This window comes from Bradyrhizobium sp. LM2.9 (genome assembly GCF_054056555.1).
Genome location: NZ_JBSRYJ010000002.1, coordinates 3,391,480 through 3,406,590, shown reverse-complemented (window position 1 = coordinate 3,406,590; position 15,111 = coordinate 3,391,480). Strand labels below are relative to the sequence as shown.

Below are 15,111 nucleotides of genomic sequence, written 5' to 3'. Positions count from 1 at the left end.
GGTCGAAATCGCCTATTTTTGAAACAGCTGCGAATTGCAAATGCACGTCGCAGAATGTTTCATGCGGGTGGCGCTTCAGCCGAGGATCCGCAAATGAGCAGCACGTTCGACGCCGACGAGAAATCCGCAGGCACGACTCGCCGCCTCTTTCTGCGCGGCAGCGCTGCGGTGGCGGGCGGCACCGTCATGGGCGCCGGTGCATCGGCTGCCGCCGAGACCGACAACCTTCCACCCAACATTCCCGAATGGATGAAGGCGCCGGGCGAACCGATGGGAAGCCAGCCCTATGGCGCGCCGTCACCGTTCGAGAAGGGCGTCGTCAAGAACATCTCGAAGACTCTCAAGCAGTACATATCGGCCTCCGGCCGGACTCCATTGCAGGAGCTCGATGGCATCATCACGCCGAACGGACTGTTCTACGAGCGGCATCACGGCGGCGTTCCGACCATCGATCCGGCTCAGCACCGGTTGATGCTGCACGGGCTGGTCGAGCGTCCGCTGATCTTCACAATGGATGATCTCAGGCGTTTCCCGTCGGAATCGCGCGTCCACTTTCTCGAATGCTCCGGCAATCCCGGCTACAGCAAGCCATACGGCAAGACAGCGTCGGACCTTGTGGGTCTGGTGAGTTGTGCGGAGTGGACCGGCGTCAGTCTCAAGCTGGTGCTCCAGGAGGCCGGGTTGAAGCCGGAAGCCAAATGGGTCGTCGCCGAGGGCGCCGACGCCGCTGCGCTGACCCGCAGCATCCCGATCGAGAAATGCCTCGAGGACGCAATGTTGGTTTACAGCCAGAACGGGGAGCGGCTACGTCCGCAGCAGGGCTATCCGCTGCGGTTGTTCCTGCCTGGCTTCGAGGGCAATATGAGCGTGAAGTGGCTGCGCCGCCTGCATGTGACGGCGGAGCCGGTTTATTCGCGAGAGGAGACCTCGAAATACACCGACCTCCTGCCGGACGGCACCGCACGTGAATTTTCGTTCTTCATGGAGGCGAAGTCGATCATCACGCGGCCCTCGGGCGGCCAGCGTCTGAACGCGCCCGGCTTCCACGAGATCACCGGCATCGCCTGGAGCGGGCATGGCAAGATCGCGCGCGTCGAGATATCCGTCGACGACGGCAAGAGCTGGCAGGACGCGCGATTGCAGGAGCCGGTGCTGACGCGCGCTCTCACCCGCTTCCGTCTGCCGTGGCGATGGGACGGCAAACCTGCCGTGATCCAGAGCCGGGCCATCGATGAGACCGGCTATGTGCAGCCGACGCTGTCGGAGCTGCTCGCGGTGCGCGGCGAGAACTATTTCTACCACAACAACGCGATCTGGCCCTGGCGCATCGCGGCTGACGGTGAGGTGACCAATGCGCAGGCGTGAGATTTGCAGCATCGCCGTTGCAATCGTGGTCTCTGTCTTTGCAAGCGAAGCGCAGGCGCAAAGCCTGTACGGCATCGGGCGCCCGGCGACGGCTGCGCAGATAGCAGGCTGGAATATCGATATCGGGCGCGACGGCAGCAATCTGCCGAAGGGAAGTGGCTCAGTCGGCCACGGGCGCGAGGTGTTCGCCCAGCAATGTGCTTCATGCCATGGCGACCAGGGCGAGGGCGGACTGGGTGATCGGCTCGTCGGAGGGCAGGGCACGATCGGGACTCCTAAGCCTATCCGAACGGTCGGCAGCTATTGGCCTTATGCGCCGACGCTGTTCGACTACATCCGTCGCGCCATGCCGCAGAACGCGCCGCAGTCGCTGAGTGACGAGGACGTCTATGCGGTGTCCGCCTATATCCTGAACCTGAACGGGCTGGTGGCAGCCGATGCGGCGCTCGATGCAAAATCGCTTGCGGCCGTCAACATGCCGAACCGCGATAGGTTCGTTGACGATGCGCGGCCTGATGTGAAAAAGTGATGGCCTTGTCGCGATCAGGTTCCACGCGGTGGCTCGGAACTTGCTTATGCGAATGGTGGAACTCGCGGGACGTCATTGAATTAACCTGCGAGAGGAAAAAATATGGGTCATACGATGGCAACTGATCGCTTCGCAAACTCCATGTTGTCAGCGCTTCGCCATCCCGGCGTGATTGCGTTGATTGTGGCCGGCCCGTGACGATTGCTGCGATGCTCATCGTCGATCATGGGCCGTGGAATCGCGCCAAGACGCAGCCGGCTCACGTCGCGATGTATGCGACCACGGGAGAAGCTGCGCGCGCCGCTGGTGCGGCAGTGCTCCCGACCGAACAGAAGTCGCCGATCGAGCCGGAGCGGCCGGGGCCGAACACGTCCCCGACCATCAATCCCGTGACGCCGTAGTCGGCCTCAACCCTTGCGACCGTAGTTGAGGAGCCCGCCGCTGGCCTTTGGCGGATGCGCGCGAAGGGCCTCCTCGTTCGGCTCGGTGCCCCAGCCGGGCCGGTCTGGAATGACCAGATGCCCGTTCGCAATCTCCGGCTCATGCGTGAACAGCTCGCGGTCCCACGCCAAGCGATCGATGTCGATCTCCATGATGCGCAGGTTCGGCACCGCGGCGCAGAAATGCGCATTCATCATCGAGCAGAGATGGCCGTAGAAATTATGCGGTGCGACGTTGACTTCGAACGCTTCCGCGGCGGCTGCGATTTTCATCGATTGCCAGACGCCGTTCCAGGGCGTGTCGATGATCGCGACGTCCATCGCCTGCTCGTGGAAATAGGGCAGGAATTCCCGCAGGCCCAATAGCGTCTCGCAGGACGAGATGGGATGCGGGCTTTGCCTGCGGATGTAACCGAGCGCTTCCGGGTTGAAGCTGTCGATCTCGATCCAGAACATGTCGAGGTCCGCGATGGTACGCAGGATATTCAGATAGCCCTCGGTCTTGGCGTTGAAGTTGCAGTCGAGCAGGATGTCGACGTCGGGGCCTGCACCGTCGCGGATCGCTTCCAGATGCATGCGCAGGTCGCGCAGGATTTGGCGGTCGACGTTGATCTCGGGGGCGAAGGGAGAGCCGAATCCCGGCCGCCAACCGGTCGGCTTGCCGTCGTCGTAGGAAAAGATGTTGGTCTTGAGCGCGGTGAACTTCTTCTCGCGCACCTCGCGTCCCATTGCCTTGACGCCGTCGAGGTTCTCGATCGGCGGCTTGTACCAGGACGGATGATTGATCCGCCATGTCGCGCAATGCGACCAATAGACCCTGACGCGGTCGCGGATCTTGCCGCCGAGCAGTTCGTAGCAGGGCACGCCGAGACACTTCGCTTTGGCATCGAGCAGTGAGTTCTCGATCGCGCCGAGCGCCTGCGCCACCCGCCCCCCCCCCCCCCCCCCCCCCCCCCCCCCCCCCCCCCCCCCCCCCCCCCCCCCCCCCCCCCCCCCCCCCCCCCCCCCCCCCCCCCCCCACCCCCCCCCCCCCCCCCCCCCCCCCCCCCCCCCCCCCCCCCCCCCCCCCCCCCCCCCCCCCCCCCCCCCCCCCCCCCCCCCCCCCCCCCCCCCCCCCCCCCCCCCCCCCCCCCCCCCCCCCCCCCCCCCCCCCCCCCCCCCCCCCCCCCCCCCCCCCCCCCCCCCCCCCCCCCCCCCCCCCCCCCCCCCCCCCCCCCCCCCCCCCCCCCCCCCCCCCCCCCCCCTCCCCCCCCCCCCCCCCCCCCCCCACCCCCCCCCCCCCCCCCCCCCCACGCCGCCGGCGGCGGGACGTGTGGCCGCGAACAGCTCGGCGTAGATTCGCTCGTGCCGGAAAACGTTTTGCCCGATGACGCGGGCGGAGAGGCGCTGGATCGCAGCGCCGACGCCGGGCGAGCCGAAGCCCTCGTCGAACTCGCTCCAGCCGACGATACCGTCTTCGGTCGTCAGCTTGACGAAGTGGTAGTTTCTCCAACCGGCATCGCAGGCGAGAATTTCGAGACTTGTTGCTTTTGATGATTTGGTCATGTCGCTCCCCGTCGCCCGGCCGGGCTTTGCTTTTTCTTGAGGCCCGGTCGCAAGCCCCGGCCCTGGTCGCAATTGTTAGGCCAACCACGGATCGGCGTGAAGCTCGCAGCGGGCCTGGCCCTAGACGTTTTACGGCCATTGTCGCAAGGTTAGTCAGCCGATCGCGGAAGAGCCGAGCAGAGCAAGCACGGCCAGCGCCATCAACGCGGTGCCGAGCCAGCCCAGTACGACGAGCCATGACCGGGCCTTGAAGCGGCCCATGATCGCCTTGCTCGAGACGATCAGCATCATCATCGCCATGATCGGAACGGCGACGATGCCGTTGAGCACGGCGCTCCACACCAGCATTTGAATTGAGCCGATCCCGGTGAAGCCGAGCCCGAAGCCCATAATGGTCGCCGCGGCGATGATGGTGTAGAAGCCGACCGCCTCGTCCGGCTTGGCCTCCAGCGTCGCGCGCCAGCCGAAGATCTCCGCCACGCCGTAAGCGGCCGAACCCGCCAGCACCGGAATTGCGAGCAGGCCCGTGCCGATGATGCCGGTCGCGAACAGGGCGAAAGTGAAGTCACCGGCGAGCGGCCGCAGCGCTTCGGCGGCCTGGGTCGCCGAGTTGATGTTGGTGACGCCATGTGCGTGCAGGACCGACGCGGTGGTTAGGATGATGAAGAAGGCGATGCCGTTGGAGAGCAGCATGCCGGCGAGGGTGTCGACCCTGATGCGCGCGAGTTCGGGATTGCCGCCGCGCTTCAGTCCGCGAAGCGGCTTGTCGCGCTTGCCCTGATTCATCTCCTCGACCTCCTGCGAAGCCTGCCAGAAGAACAGATAGGGGCTGATGGTGGTGCCGAGCACGGCGACCACCATCATGAGGTAGTCGGCGCTGACATTGGCCTTCGGCCACACCGCCGCGAGCAGCGCCGTGCTCCACGGGATATTCACGGTGAAGGCCGTCGCGACATAGGCGAACAGCGCCAAAGTGAGGAATTTCAGCACCGGCGAATAGCGCCGATAGGGCAGAAACACCTGCAGCAGGGTCGAGCCCGCCGCGAAGATCAGCGCGTGCTCGTGGTTGAGGCCGCCGATCACCAGCGAGAGCGCCTCAGCCATCGCGGCGATGTCGGCGGCGATGTTGAAGGTGTTGGCGGCGACGAGCATGGCGACGAGCGTCAGCACCGCCCAGCGCGGCGCGATCTGCATCACATTGGCGGCCAGCCCCTTGCCGGTGACGCGGCCGATCCGGGCGCTGACGAGTTGGATGGCGATCATGAACGGTGTGGTCAGAAACACCGTCCAGAGCAAGCCATAGCCGAATTGCGCGCCGGCCTGCGAATAGGTGGCGATGCCGGACGGATCGTCGTCGGCCGCCCCGGTGACGAGACCCGGCCCGAGCCTTTGCAACAGCGTCGGCGCCGATTTCGGGGGGGTGAGGGCACTGTCGGTCATGGCAGGAGGGACCTCGGTCGGGGGGCGTCCTTAGCAAATGCTAATGAGGGAACAAGGTTCCGAGCGGCGCATGAGCGGGCTTCTCGCTCATTTCTGATAAAGCTAATCGACTTTTGACTCGTCGGGCAGAACACCTGTATAAGTGCATCATCGAAGAACACTCGGTGCGCGCTTTTGCCCGCATCCGTAGCGCAACCGGCGACCACGGACGGCTGTCGCGCGTCGCAACGTGCGCATGGAGAGCAGCGAGGTGTTTGTCCCCTGAGCGAGTACGCTTCGGGACTATTTGATGCTGACGAACATGCCCCAGGCGCCGGCCAGCGCGGCGCCGGAAAAGACGATCAGCGGATTGTCGCAGAACGCGCTCCCATAGGTGCACATGGTGACGCCGAACGAGCCGATCTCGTGATGGCTTGCGGAATAGAACAGTCCCGACAGCACCAGCAATGCAGCGGCGACGTAATACATCGACGATCTCTCCGAAGCTTTCCCGATTGCGTCTTTCGCAAGGGACACGTTCCAGCATGGCGCGAACGAATTGCATCCTGCCGAATGTGCCTTGCTGCATTTGAACTAAAGTCGATCAGTCCCGCGAGACGTTGCCGCCATTGGTTGCAGTTTGCTGCGCTGTCTACGTTTGATTCGGGACGGGAACATCTGGACGCGCGGTCCATTAACGAACAGGAATTGGCTGGACCCAACCTAGGAGTGGCCCATGGGCGCCGAAAGGATGCACCCTCCGCGGTACTGGCGAATGCGGGCGGAAGAATTCCGCACCAAGGCGGACAATTGCGAGTACGCCGAGACGCGGGAAGTGCTGCGCAAGGTGGCGGAAAATTACGAAGAACTGGCGCGCCGCGCCGCGCGCATCTGCACCGTCCCGACCCTGGACGAACGGCGACGGCAGGAATCCCACCAAGTCGTTCAGGACTGCGCCGAGGATCAGCGCGCGATCATGGGACGTCTGGGCGCGCCCATGAATTAGAAGCGCTACCGCGCCAGGGAACAAACGTTCACTTTGGGACTTAGGACTCAGTTCGCCAGCGAGGGGAAATGAGCAAGGACCAGCAAGCCGGGCCGTTGAGAGTCCATCATCATCAGCCGGGGCCGTCGTGCTCCAAATGCGAGACGTCCACGCACTACCTGACCTCGATCCTTCACGTGAAACGCGATCGCCCGGTCTTGATCTACCGGTGCGACGGTTGCCGCGAGGAAGTCTGGGTGTGAGCGAAGCTGTCTGCCAGCGGTCCCGCAGAAGCGCAGACCCTGAAAAACAGCTAGTTTGAAGGCGCCGCAGCTCAGCGCCGCGATCTTCCCGGAGGCATTAAAAGTGAGGATCGCGCTCACGATGCCGTCGCGGGAAACGTATGAGATGATCGTTGCGTCCGCGGTCGGCTGGAGGTTGTCCAGGCGGGATGCGGGGTAGTTCTTCATGCGATCGACCCAATACTCCCGCAAGTACTCCCGCAAGCCTTGCCGGCCCGAGATCGTATTCATGCCGCCGCAGCCGCAATGGACCACCGCGTCGTCAGCATACATTGCCAGAATGGTTTCGAGATCGCCGTCGCGGTAGGCATCGAGCCAGTCAACCGCAGCGGCCATCGGGTCAAAGGACATGATCCTACCTACGTGATCCTACCTACGTGCCGTTTCTCGCCGTGGTTTAGGGGCGGGTCGTGAATGTGAGGTGAAAGGCGCGGGTTCGGATTGCGCAAGAGCGCACCGGATAGCTGCAGGCGAGCTTCCCTCCGCGTGTTCACTTTTGGACTGTCCTAAATCGCTTCATAACCTACGCTGCGAATAGAGCAGGAAGACGGGAGCTTGTCATGCTCATCAGCAAGGAATTCGAAGCGTATCTCGACGTGCAGAAAACGCACCAGCTTGACGCAAGCCAAACGACACGACAATTGCTGCGCCATTCGCGGGAGCAGATCGAGATGTCAACGACACTGCTTCAGCAACGGGTTCCGAAGATCTGGCACCCTGAGCCTCCAGAACAATAGAAACCTCGTCCGCCGTTCCCGCGTTGCGCGGAATGGCGAACCGAGACACCAGGCAGCGGCCTATTTGTGCTGCGTGCAACATACCCATGACGTTCATCGACGCGGTTGCTTCACCGGACGGGGCGATTGCCATCTTTCGGTGCTCCGGGTGCAACAAGCTGTGCTGGGAGAAGCCCAGACGAGATCAAAACTAAGGCCGTCTCGGTCGGCGCCTCCAGGCTGCCAACGCTGCTTCCATAGCGGCTGAACCTCTGGCCTGCTTTGACCTGCGAGTGGAAAGAAACGGCCCCAGCGCGGCGGGCCGAGCTGAGGCCGTGGAGGTTGTCGGTCGTTCATCCGGACCGACACCCGAATAACCCTTTGGCCCTTAAAGCTGTTCCTAATCGGGTGGCGTGTTTTTCGCTGTCGCGTAGCTGCCGGGCCGTGCTCCGGCCGGTTTGCGTGTCCAATGTGGCATGGCGCGTCTCGACGAAACACGCCTGAAACAGTGCTGAAACCAGATAGTCTCGAACTCTCCGCCCGCGGCGCCCGACCAACCAAGCGAAAAGGAGATTCACCATGATCCAGGTCGGCTCGAAGGAAGAAGTCGCGTTTCTGCTGGCGCTGTTCGGCACGCACACCCAGCCGGTCAAGCGGCCGAAGTCGACATCGCAGCAGGCGTGAGGCGCTGATCCCATGCCAGGTTTGGCCGAATGCCAGAGCCTCTTGCGCCTTCTGATCGCAAGGGGCGACCCGAAAGCCATCCCGCTCGCCCAAGGCGCTATCGATTCATACCTGAACACGGCGCCGGTGTGCATGCGCGGGCGCGGCTTGCGCGTGCTCCAGCGCGATGCGCTCGACCAGCATGGTGCCGCGGTCGGCGTGCAGCGCTCGTTCGCCGAGACGGTGGATGCCTATATCGAGCGGAAGCTTGCGGAGGAGTGAGGGTGGCGAGTGTCATTTCGCCCCTGTCGCTTTCGCCCGTGAAGAGACCGGGCACGAACGCGGCAACTGATGCTGCCGCGTTCGCGTCTTCATCGATTTCACGTTCGGCTTCCGCGTGGTTACTGGGTCGACGGCAGCACCTGTCTGGTTGCTTGTTTTGCTTGAAACCGTCGTCGTGGGGTGAGTGATAGGTCGTTGTGGCGCGCGCATCCGTGACACAGGCGCAGAATCGGCGGGCAGGACGCTGGAGTTCCTGGAACCTATTGATTCCCCGCAGATTTTTTCGTGCCGTCGGAAACCCTTTGTCCGCTTCGGACCTATTACGGCAAAGGATGCTGCAATGCCCCGATATTATTTCGACCTGCGCGACGAGACCGGTGTCGCGCTCGACGAGGAAGGGCTGGAGCTGGCAAGCCCTCGCTCCGTTCACGCGGAGGCCGCCAAGTCGGTCGCGGATATGGCGCGCGACGCCATCCTCTCCGCGCCTCCCGCCGGCCGCAGGCAGACGATGGCGATCGACGTTCGCGATGCCGCAGGTCCCGTGATGCAGGTGAACTTCTCGTTCGCGATCGAGATCTTCAGGACAGCTTCAGAATCACGCGATCATTGACGCGTCAGCAATGTCGCCGACTGCTCGGGCTCGAGCACGGCGATCTTGCGGCCGAGCTGCCAGACCTCGACCTTGCCGTGCCGCGTGAATTGCTGCGCGAAGATGAGCGCGGTCGCATCCGACGTGGCCTCGAAAGCTTCGGCGGAGCGGAAGACACCGTTTTCGCCGACCAGGTAGGCGCGATATTGCTGTGTCATGTCGGAGCCCTCAGACCCGGGGAATGCAGCCAGGCGTCGATGTGAATGGCCGTCTCGTCCTGCCGCGCGCGGCGCAGCAGCATCTCGCGGCGGCGCCCCGGCGCGAGCGTGCGCGCCTCCTCGCGAAGGCGTGTCGCTTCGTCTGCGAGTCGCTCATGGAGGGGTTTGATCTGCTTGAAGCGTCGACGCGTCAGCATGGCGCATGTCCATCGTGCGAGCAGGGCGGGAGCGCAACCCCGGCGTTGTCGTTGCCGATCGATGCCGAGTGAGGCGCGGTGATATCTCAAGCTTAGGCCGCCGGTTTCGCACCGTCTTTGTCATTTGCTAGTTTGTTTAGAAGAATCTTTCGGGGGTGCGCGCGGCTAGTCTGAGCGGCTTGAGTGGCTTACTCATTTTGCGGTGCAGGAGATTTTAATGTTCACTTGGATGCGAGCTGCGGTGGACCGTCTACGCATCGGCTCGAGCAGCCGCGCCGCGGCGGCCGATGAGTGCGCATCGATTTCACCTCCGCGCTACCGTCGTCCACCTCCTTCAGCGCGCCGATGCAGACCACCTCATTGCCGTCGCGAACGCATGCACGCCAGCGAGGTGCAGCGCCAGCAGGCGGCGGGCCGGGGCGCCGGAGAGGTCGTCAGGTCGATCGAGAACATGGATATGGCTTGTGTGCGACTGAAGCCATGGGAGCAAGGAATATTGATTTGACGAAGTTCTTGTTTTGTTCTATGCAGCCAAGTTTCAACTGTGGGCGAGAACGGAAGTTGTCGTCTCGCCCAATTTCTGCGGGGCAGTCGATGAGTAACTCGCTTTTCTCTCTGGTCTTATTGGACAATCCTGTGACGCCGGATATGTCGGCGGTCGCCAAGGTCCTTCGCGCGCGACATCCGGAATTGGCGACGGAGGTGGGGGAGAACGGAGCTGTGCAACAGGCTCAGGCAAACTCGCCCCTCATTCGCTGTGGCAACGAGCTTGTTGCCGTCATGTCGATGCCGGCGCGCATCCCTGACGATGCCGGCCTGTGGTCGCGCGCCGCCGGGACATGGCCAGAGAGCAAGTCGGTTGCGGCGCGGCATCGAGGGCATCTGATCGTCTCCGTGCTCGGCCAAAATCAGCGAGCGTTGCCCTCCGCTCGTCTGACGACTGCTGTTATCGGCGCATTGATCGCGACGATGCCGGAATGTTGCGCCGTGGTCTGGAATGGCAGGGTCGCACGATCCGCCGAGCTATGGCTGGACTTGTCCAGCCGATCGTTTGCGCGACTATCCTTCCTCGCTGTGGGTGGACATATTGCCGTTCCGATCAAAGACAGGCATCGGCGCGGTAACGATGGGGCTGTCAGCATTTGCCGGACGTGAAATCGAGTTCGAGACCCACATGCTGACGCTTCCAACCTGGTTGAGCACGGGCTTGTGGTCAAAGACGGCGACACGTTTGGTCGCGATTCGCGCGAGCGCTTCTCGGCTCGTTACAAGGACTCCGATCGATTTGAAGGCTTGCCCGTTCTTTTCTGTACCGAGGGTTCTTCATGATTGACTGTAACGATACGCGAGGGGAGTTGCGTGCGTCCCATTCAGGGTACGTCATTTGACACGTCGGGCAAAACACCGGCAGAATGGCATCGTCGAGATGGATTTGGATCGAGCCCGCGGGGGTGCCGCGGGCTTTTTTATTGGCAGTTGATGGTAGTTCTTCGTTGTGCCCCGATGGGCATGATGTTCAATGGGACGTAGTCATGGGCGAGGAAAGTGCAGTTTCTATTGCGAAACGACCCAGAGCGCGAAAGCGCCGTTTTTACGAAATGGGTCCCGACTACGGCGTGGGAGGCAAGGCGGGCTATTGGCTCGAGGACGAAAGTATCCTTCCTCCCTACAAGGTATTCCGGCTGCCGGCTTCTACCGCGCCTGCGCCCTTTGTGTTTGATAAATCGGCTGGCAGCTTGCCAATTGACCTGGAGCCTTACTACGGCTGGTGGCTCATTTCGGATCGGACAAAAGCAGTATTGGAGCGGCTTGATCCGGAGGCCTTTGTGTTTGTGCCGTGCACGGTGCGAGTGCCGCATGGTAGCTACGATGGCCCGGACTATTGGCTCTGCGATGTTGTTCGCGTCCTTGATGCACTTGATGAAGCGCAATCGCATTTGACCATCCGAACTGAGGACGATCCTCGCTCTCTCAAATTTGGAAAGAAGGTCTACTTGACCATGCCGGGCTCCAAGCTGGTCTTTACGGAGGCTGCCATCGGCAAAGCGCATATCTTTCGTATGGCTCATAGCGAGGCTGACGTCATATGCGATCAAGACATGAAGGATGCCTGTAGGGCGGCCGGTCTCAGGAGGACACGGTTTTGCGATGTCTCGAAGCTTTGAACGGGATTTTTCTTCCGCAATGAGGTCCGGCCGCGCAGTTGCGGACGTCGATGCATCGATTGGAAAAATTGGACTCGCTCGCTTAGTTCGATTTGGCGGCCACGTCTGCTTCAGTAAGTAGAGAGCTGGCTCCTGAGCGGACGTTACATGCGTCTCAAATTGGCTCACCGCAGAAAATCTCGGAGCGCGATGCAGTCATGCTCCCACGATGCGAGCAAGAAGGGAATATTATACTCAGAAGCCCGGTGCTACCATGAGTAGCGTCGGGTGGATTCGCGCTCGGCGGCAGGGTGGGGAGTCTCCGCGAAATGCTTGATCTGGAGGCGTTGTCCTTTTTGAAGGCAGTCGCTGAGTTGCGCCACCTGATCAATCTTATTGATCAGGTCCAAGATAAGGCAGGCGCGGTCAGCCCTGAAGACAGAACGAATATAATTGGACCCCAACTCAACAATCTGTTGATTGCTTTGGGTAAGGTTGGCGCGCGCTCTGCGTTGGCGCCCGCGAACAGACTGCAACACAAAATCGCCGACCCGAATTCGCTGATCACTTATGACGATTTGGGGAAGGCGTTTATCGATATCGAAAGCCGATTTGGTGATCACCTGGTCGACATCAAACTGTTCGTGCTCAACGCGCAGGAGGCTGGGTTGTTCGTCCCGGCCGATCAGCTGCTGGGTTTAGGAGGGCAACCGGTAGAAGGGTTTTCCAGAGCCTTTAGCAATGCCTCATTCGAGATTGAGGAAGCAGCAAAATGCGTGGCGTTAGCTAGGTACACGGCGTGCGTATTTCACTGCATGCGGGCGATAGAGTGTGGAATTAAAGCCCTCTGCAAGTTCTTGGAAATACCAGATGCTACAAAGCCGGCAGAGAAAAGCTGGGGCATAATTCTAGGTAAAATCCAGGCCAAGATTGATGAAAAATGGCCGCCGAAAAGCCGTGTTACAAATTCTCAGGGCGCGAAACTGGAAGCCATGTACGTGACCCTGGATGCGATCAAAAACCCGTGGCGCAACGCGACAATGCACGTCGAAACGATCTATGCTCCACATGAGGCGCTGCATATCGCTCGGTGCACTGGCATGTTCTTGTTGGAGTTAATGAAGCACTGCGACGAAGATGGCATACCGCCAGAAAGCTCACCGGCGATGGTTACAGTCGCTCATGAGGCTACCCCCGTTTCGGAAGCAGGCTCTCCAATAGCCTCTTCAAATTTCTTGCCACTCTCATTGACGCCAAGCTCCTGCCTTTGGAAGCTCTTAGAGTTGTAGACTCTAGCGCTCTTCGCTTGGATGAACCCACTTGTATGGCGTGATGCTTTGCGTTTCGGTCAGCTTAATCATATGGACGGGAGGCGCATAGCGTCCTTTCCGACATGATCGACACTTGAGGGAAGCTTCGAGCTTCCAGATCGGTGTATCTCGCGGCCGGCGGATCGCATCCAGCGGTAGACTCGCGCGCGTCTTGCACCTGTTGCACTCAACCTCGAGCCAGCCCATGCCGCCGTTCAAGCATTGCCCGTCGTCGGAGACGGTTGCGAGGGGCCGCCATAACCCTCCATTCGGATCGACCAGGCTTCAGCTTCGGCCCGATCGGCGTTGCGAATTGCTTTGTTGGCTTCTTCGCGGGCGTGCTTGGCCTGAATGTCTGCCCCCTTGATCTGGCCGCCCCAGATGACTTCTCGCGATTTGGTCCCCATGCTGTCCAAAGCGAGGTGCGAACGGATTGGCAAATTGTCGATCCCTAGTGGGCAGAACGCGGAAAGAACTACTGCCTGTCGTGGCTGTGGAAAACCAAGGCGCGCTCAAATGCTGACCAGTTGGCGGCCCGTCCCCTTGCAATCGACACACGCCAACTCGCCCCCGACCATCTCCGGAGGAAACAGGCAGCGTCCGCTTCCGCCGCACTCCAGACAGACGATCTCGCCGGCGCCGCCTTCGACGTCCTCAACGTCGGTTTCGAATTCAGTGTTACAATTATGGGCGCAGTAAACCACCATCGAACTCGTCGCGTCCGCCGAACATGTCAGGTCATCATCGATAGCTTTTTGCAAAGACACTCTCCGGATAAATCTCGATAGCTTGAAGGCGAAGCCACTCGACAGCATCGACGAGATTGCCGGCCGTCCCGGTGGCATCAAAGCCGTTCAGCTCATCACCGAGCTTGATTTGAAAACCGCCATCCCAAAACGTGGCGATCCTAAAATTGATTTCGTTGTCGTATAGATCCTGAAGGATGCGGGAGTTTCTATCCATCACAGGTTCTCTCTCAATCCTTTGAAGAAGGAATGCCGGACCTTACCCTCGGCCGACTTGGTGCGATATTCGATTTCCGCAAGCAGCTTCGGCTCCACCCAAATACCCTTGTGCGCGATGCGCTTGGCGTAAGGTTGCGTCTTGCGAATGAGCGGCTTCAATCGCTTTTGGAGCTCTGCGGCAGATGTCTTGTCGAATCCGTGGTCGACCTTGCCCGCATAAATAAGATCGTCTCGCCTATGGCGCCCCAGATACACGCCGTCCCATTTGCCTTCATCAAGCGCGAAGCCAGCGATCGTCAATGTCTCTCTTTGTGCGCAGGTTGTCTTGACCCAGTTATTGCCCTTGCCGCTGTTGTAAGCGCTATCCCGAACCTTGGAAACCACGCCCTCCAGCCCGTTCTTGCAGGCATGCTCGAACATCTCGCGACCTTCGATCTCGAAGCTTTCACTGAAGTGCACGTCGGTCCCGGAGATGATTTTCTTCAGCTCGGCCTTGCCCTGAAACAGCGGCAGGCCGCGCAGGTCTCGTCCATTGAGATAAAGCAGGTCGAATGCCACGAGCATGATCTTGGACGATGTGCCCTTCAGCTCGTTTTGAAGAACGGAAAAATCGGTGCTGCCGTCGGCAGCAGGGACGACGATCTCACCATGATGACCGCCGACCCTGCCTTGATGTGCCATGCATCGTCGGCAATCTTCTTGAAGCGTTTGGTCCAGTCATGGCCGCGCCGTGTGAAGATGGTAACGGCTTGGTTCGCCAAATGCGTTTGGACGCGGTAACCGTCGAATTTGATTTAGTGAATCCACCGTTCGCCGGATGGCACGCGGTCCACCGCCGATGCCAAGGCCGGTTCGATGAAGCCGGGGAGGGGCGCCTTGACGCCGACCACTGGGGACTTCCGCTGACGCTGCAACGCCAATGACAAACTCCACGGAACGAACACCTTGATTCGAATCCTCACGGCCAGATTCGTTCCGCGAAGTCGGCGCCTCCGGCTGTACGAAGGAACCGATTGAATCCTCTTGCGTTTCACAGGTGCAAGGAGAGGCAACATGGCTAAAGCGAAGAAGCGGACCGCTCGCGGTCGCAACCAGGACCGTGCGCGCGTGGCGGGCGGACAGAAATATGAAGTCGGCTACGAAGCGAAGAAGACGGGCCGCTCGGCCTCGGCCGTGAAGAAGGCGGTCAAGAAGGTGGGCAGCAGCCGGAAGAAGGTGGAGCGTAAGCTGGGGCGCTGATAATTCAGTGGCCCGCAGGTTCGTGGCAAGCCGGTCGCGCGAGCGACCGGCTTTCTTGCGCCGACTGGTGCGCCATCAAGAATCTGGTCAAGTCGGGAACTGGGCAGTCGCAGCGGAATTGGACCGGTGCTGGCTCGCCGCCGAGCTGGCGGAGCGGCCCCGGCCACACCCCCCAGCCCCCCCTGCAAGCCGGGCCGTCTCTC

Annotated in this window: 18 protein-coding genes and 4 pseudogenes; 12 read left to right on the top strand and 10 right to left on the bottom strand. The window is 61.3% G+C overall.

From position 1 onward, the window contains the following. The first annotated feature begins 93 nt into the window (after positions 1–93). The 3 genes and pseudogenes from soxC (at position 94) to ACVWW3_RS18125 (ending at position 2,295) form a co-directional block, all read left to right on the top strand. On the top strand, positions 94–1,365 hold the full coding sequence (gene soxC, locus ACVWW3_RS18135; RefSeq protein ID WP_456649137.1) for a sulfite dehydrogenase: 1,272 nt from the start codon (positions 94–96) through the stop codon (positions 1,363–1,365). Then, positions 1,352–1,894 (top strand): c-type cytochrome, encoded by a 543-nt coding sequence (locus tag ACVWW3_RS18130; protein ID WP_456649138.1) that lies wholly within the window; start codon positions 1,352–1,354, stop codon positions 1,892–1,894. The genes soxC and ACVWW3_RS18130 overlap by 14 nt, the downstream gene beginning before the upstream one ends. A gap of 102 nt (positions 1,895–1,996) precedes the next feature. After that, positions 1,997–2,295 (top strand): annotated as a pseudogene (locus ACVWW3_RS18125) (hypothetical protein). Between the two features lie 6 nt (positions 2,296–2,301). Here ACVWW3_RS18125 and ACVWW3_RS18120 read toward each other — a convergent pair. After that, positions 2,302–3,270: pseudogene (locus ACVWW3_RS18120) on the bottom strand (mandelate racemase/muconate lactonizing enzyme family protein); the annotation flags it as partial. Between the two features lie 408 nt (positions 3,271–3,678). On the opposite strand from ACVWW3_RS18120, the gene ACVWW3_RS18115 reads away from it, so the two are divergent. Further along, the gene (locus ACVWW3_RS18115; protein WP_456672461.1) at positions 3,679–3,867 is read left to right on the top strand and encodes a hypothetical protein; all 189 of its coding nucleotides are present in this window, start codon (positions 3,679–3,681) and stop codon (positions 3,865–3,867) included. Positions 3,868–4,032: 165 nt separating this feature from the next. Here ACVWW3_RS18115 and ACVWW3_RS18110 read toward each other — a convergent pair whose 3' ends face one another. Beyond that, positions 4,033–5,319, bottom strand: a complete 1,287-nt coding sequence (locus tag ACVWW3_RS18110) for an NRAMP family divalent metal transporter (RefSeq protein WP_456649140.1) — start codon at positions 5,317–5,319, stop codon at positions 4,033–4,035. A 282-nt stretch (positions 5,320–5,601) separates the two neighbouring features. Then, the gene (locus tag ACVWW3_RS18105) at positions 5,602–5,787 is read right to left on the bottom strand and encodes a hypothetical protein (RefSeq protein WP_211398252.1); all 186 of its coding nucleotides are present in this window, start codon (positions 5,785–5,787) and stop codon (positions 5,602–5,604) included. Positions 5,788–6,034: 247 nt separating this feature from the next. Between ACVWW3_RS18105 and ACVWW3_RS18100 the strand changes: the two genes are divergently transcribed. Next, positions 6,035–6,304, top strand: coding sequence for a hypothetical protein (locus ACVWW3_RS18100; RefSeq protein ID WP_456649141.1), 270 nt, complete (start codon positions 6,035–6,037; stop codon positions 6,302–6,304). Between the two features lie 47 nt (positions 6,305–6,351). Here the strand turns inward: ACVWW3_RS18100 and ACVWW3_RS18095 are convergent, their stop codons facing one another. Further along, on the bottom strand, positions 6,352–6,936 hold the full coding sequence (locus ACVWW3_RS18095; protein WP_456672046.1) for a nuclear transport factor 2 family protein: 585 nt from the start codon (positions 6,934–6,936) through the stop codon (positions 6,352–6,354). Positions 6,937–7,145: 209 nt separating this feature from the next. On the opposite strand from ACVWW3_RS18095, the gene ACVWW3_RS18090 reads away from it, so the two are divergent. From ACVWW3_RS18090 to ACVWW3_RS18080, 3 genes are all read left to right on the top strand, one after another. Further along, positions 7,146–7,322 carry a hypothetical protein gene (locus ACVWW3_RS18090; RefSeq protein ID WP_456649143.1) on the top strand — a complete coding sequence of 59 codons (177 nt, stop codon included), beginning with the start codon at positions 7,146–7,148 and terminating at the stop codon, positions 7,320–7,322. Between the two features lie 675 nt (positions 7,323–7,997). Beyond that, positions 7,998–8,246, top strand: coding sequence for a hypothetical protein (locus tag ACVWW3_RS18085; RefSeq protein ID WP_247350667.1), 249 nt, complete (start codon positions 7,998–8,000; stop codon positions 8,244–8,246). 340 nt (positions 8,247–8,586) lie between these two features. Beyond that, positions 8,587–8,856 (top strand): DUF6894 family protein, encoded by a 270-nt coding sequence (locus tag ACVWW3_RS18080; protein ID WP_354045137.1) that lies wholly within the window; start codon positions 8,587–8,589, stop codon positions 8,854–8,856. Here the strand turns inward: ACVWW3_RS18080 and ACVWW3_RS18075 are convergent. Next, positions 8,850–9,053, bottom strand: a complete 204-nt coding sequence (locus tag ACVWW3_RS18075) for a hypothetical protein (protein ID WP_247350673.1) — start codon at positions 9,051–9,053, stop codon at positions 8,850–8,852. The genes ACVWW3_RS18080 and ACVWW3_RS18075 overlap by 7 nt on opposite strands. Continuing rightward, complete coding sequence (locus ACVWW3_RS18070; RefSeq protein ID WP_456649144.1) at positions 9,050–9,250, bottom strand: hypothetical protein; 201 nt, start codon at positions 9,248–9,250, stop codon at positions 9,050–9,052. The genes ACVWW3_RS18075 and ACVWW3_RS18070 overlap by 4 nt, the downstream gene beginning before the upstream one ends. A gap of 594 nt (positions 9,251–9,844) precedes the next feature. Here ACVWW3_RS18070 and ACVWW3_RS18065 point away from each other — a divergent pair. The 3 genes from ACVWW3_RS18065 to ACVWW3_RS18055 all read left to right on the top strand — a co-directional run bounded on the left by ACVWW3_RS18065 (position 9,845) and on the right by ACVWW3_RS18055 (position 12,683). After that, positions 9,845–10,405, top strand: coding sequence for a hypothetical protein (locus tag ACVWW3_RS18065; RefSeq protein ID WP_456649145.1), 561 nt, complete (start codon positions 9,845–9,847; stop codon positions 10,403–10,405). A 377-nt stretch (positions 10,406–10,782) separates the two neighbouring features. Continuing rightward, positions 10,783–11,415, top strand: a complete 633-nt coding sequence (locus ACVWW3_RS18060; RefSeq protein WP_456649146.1) for an imm11 family protein — start codon at positions 10,783–10,785, stop codon at positions 11,413–11,415. Positions 11,416–11,723: 308 nt separating this feature from the next. Further along, the gene (locus tag ACVWW3_RS18055) at positions 11,724–12,683 is read left to right on the top strand and encodes a hypothetical protein (RefSeq protein ID WP_456672045.1); all 960 of its coding nucleotides are present in this window, start codon (positions 11,724–11,726) and stop codon (positions 12,681–12,683) included. 3 nt (positions 12,684–12,686) lie between these two features. Here the strand turns inward: ACVWW3_RS18055 and ACVWW3_RS18050 are convergent. The 4 genes and pseudogenes from ACVWW3_RS18050 to ligD all read right to left on the bottom strand — a co-directional run bounded on the left by ACVWW3_RS18050 (position 12,687) and on the right by ligD (position 14,589). Further along, a pseudogene (locus ACVWW3_RS18050) lies at positions 12,687–13,111 on the bottom strand (hypothetical protein). A 105-nt stretch (positions 13,112–13,216) separates the two neighbouring features. Further along, the gene (locus ACVWW3_RS18045; RefSeq protein ID WP_456649149.1) at positions 13,217–13,465 is read right to left on the bottom strand and encodes a hypothetical protein; all 249 of its coding nucleotides are present in this window, start codon (positions 13,463–13,465) and stop codon (positions 13,217–13,219) included. After that, entirely contained in the window at positions 13,446–13,667 is a 222-nt protein-coding gene (locus ACVWW3_RS18040; RefSeq protein WP_456649150.1) for a hypothetical protein, read from the bottom strand. Before ACVWW3_RS18040 ends, ACVWW3_RS18045 begins: the two co-directional genes overlap by 20 nt. Continuing rightward, a pseudogene (gene ligD / locus ACVWW3_RS18035) lies at positions 13,667–14,589 on the bottom strand (non-homologous end-joining DNA ligase). Before ligD ends, ACVWW3_RS18040 begins: the two are co-directional and overlap by 1 nt. Before the next feature lie 133 nt (positions 14,590–14,722). Here ligD and ACVWW3_RS18030 point away from each other — a divergent pair. Further along, on the top strand, positions 14,723–14,908 hold the full coding sequence (locus ACVWW3_RS18030) for a DUF3606 domain-containing protein (protein ID WP_456649151.1): 186 nt from the start codon (positions 14,723–14,725) through the stop codon (positions 14,906–14,908). The last annotated feature ends 203 nt before the right edge of the window (positions 14,909–15,111 follow it).

Coding starts and splice junctions, on each gene's coding strand:
- soxC (WP_456649137.1), top strand. CDS start 94: ATGAGCAGCACGTTCGACGCCGACGAGAAATCCGCAGGCACGACTCGC.
- ACVWW3_RS18130 (WP_456649138.1), top strand. CDS start 1,352: ATGCGCAGGCGTGAGATTTGCAGCATCGCCGTTGCAATCGTGGTCTCT.
- ACVWW3_RS18110 (WP_456649140.1), bottom strand. CDS start 5,319: ATGACCGACAGTGCCCTCACCCCCCCGAAATCGGCGCCGACGCTGTTG.
- ACVWW3_RS18105 (WP_211398252.1), bottom strand. CDS start 5,787: ATGTATTACGTCGCCGCTGCATTGCTGGTGCTGTCGGGACTGTTCTAT.
- ACVWW3_RS18100 (WP_456649141.1), top strand. CDS start 6,035: ATGGGCGCCGAAAGGATGCACCCTCCGCGGTACTGGCGAATGCGGGCG.
- ACVWW3_RS18095 (WP_456672046.1), bottom strand. CDS start 6,936: ATGTCCTTTGACCCGATGGCCGCTGCGGTTGACTGGCTCGATGCCTAC.
- ACVWW3_RS18090 (WP_456649143.1), top strand. CDS start 7,146: ATGCTCATCAGCAAGGAATTCGAAGCGTATCTCGACGTGCAGAAAACG.
- ACVWW3_RS18085 (WP_247350667.1), top strand. CDS start 7,998: ATGCCAGGTTTGGCCGAATGCCAGAGCCTCTTGCGCCTTCTGATCGCA.
- ACVWW3_RS18080 (WP_354045137.1), top strand. CDS start 8,587: ATGCCCCGATATTATTTCGACCTGCGCGACGAGACCGGTGTCGCGCTC.
- ACVWW3_RS18075 (WP_247350673.1), bottom strand. CDS start 9,053: ATGACACAGCAATATCGCGCCTACCTGGTCGGCGAAAACGGTGTCTTC.
- ACVWW3_RS18070 (WP_456649144.1), bottom strand. CDS start 9,250: ATGCTGACGCGTCGACGCTTCAAGCAGATCAAACCCCTCCATGAGCGA.
- ACVWW3_RS18065 (WP_456649145.1), top strand. CDS start 9,845: ATGAGTAACTCGCTTTTCTCTCTGGTCTTATTGGACAATCCTGTGACG.
- ACVWW3_RS18060 (WP_456649146.1), top strand. CDS start 10,783: ATGGGCGAGGAAAGTGCAGTTTCTATTGCGAAACGACCCAGAGCGCGA.
- ACVWW3_RS18055 (WP_456672045.1), top strand. CDS start 11,724: ATGCTTGATCTGGAGGCGTTGTCCTTTTTGAAGGCAGTCGCTGAGTTG.
- ACVWW3_RS18040 (WP_456649150.1), bottom strand. CDS start 13,667: ATGGATAGAAACTCCCGCATCCTTCAGGATCTATACGACAACGAAATC.
- ACVWW3_RS18030 (WP_456649151.1), top strand. CDS start 14,723: ATGGCTAAAGCGAAGAAGCGGACCGCTCGCGGTCGCAACCAGGACCGT.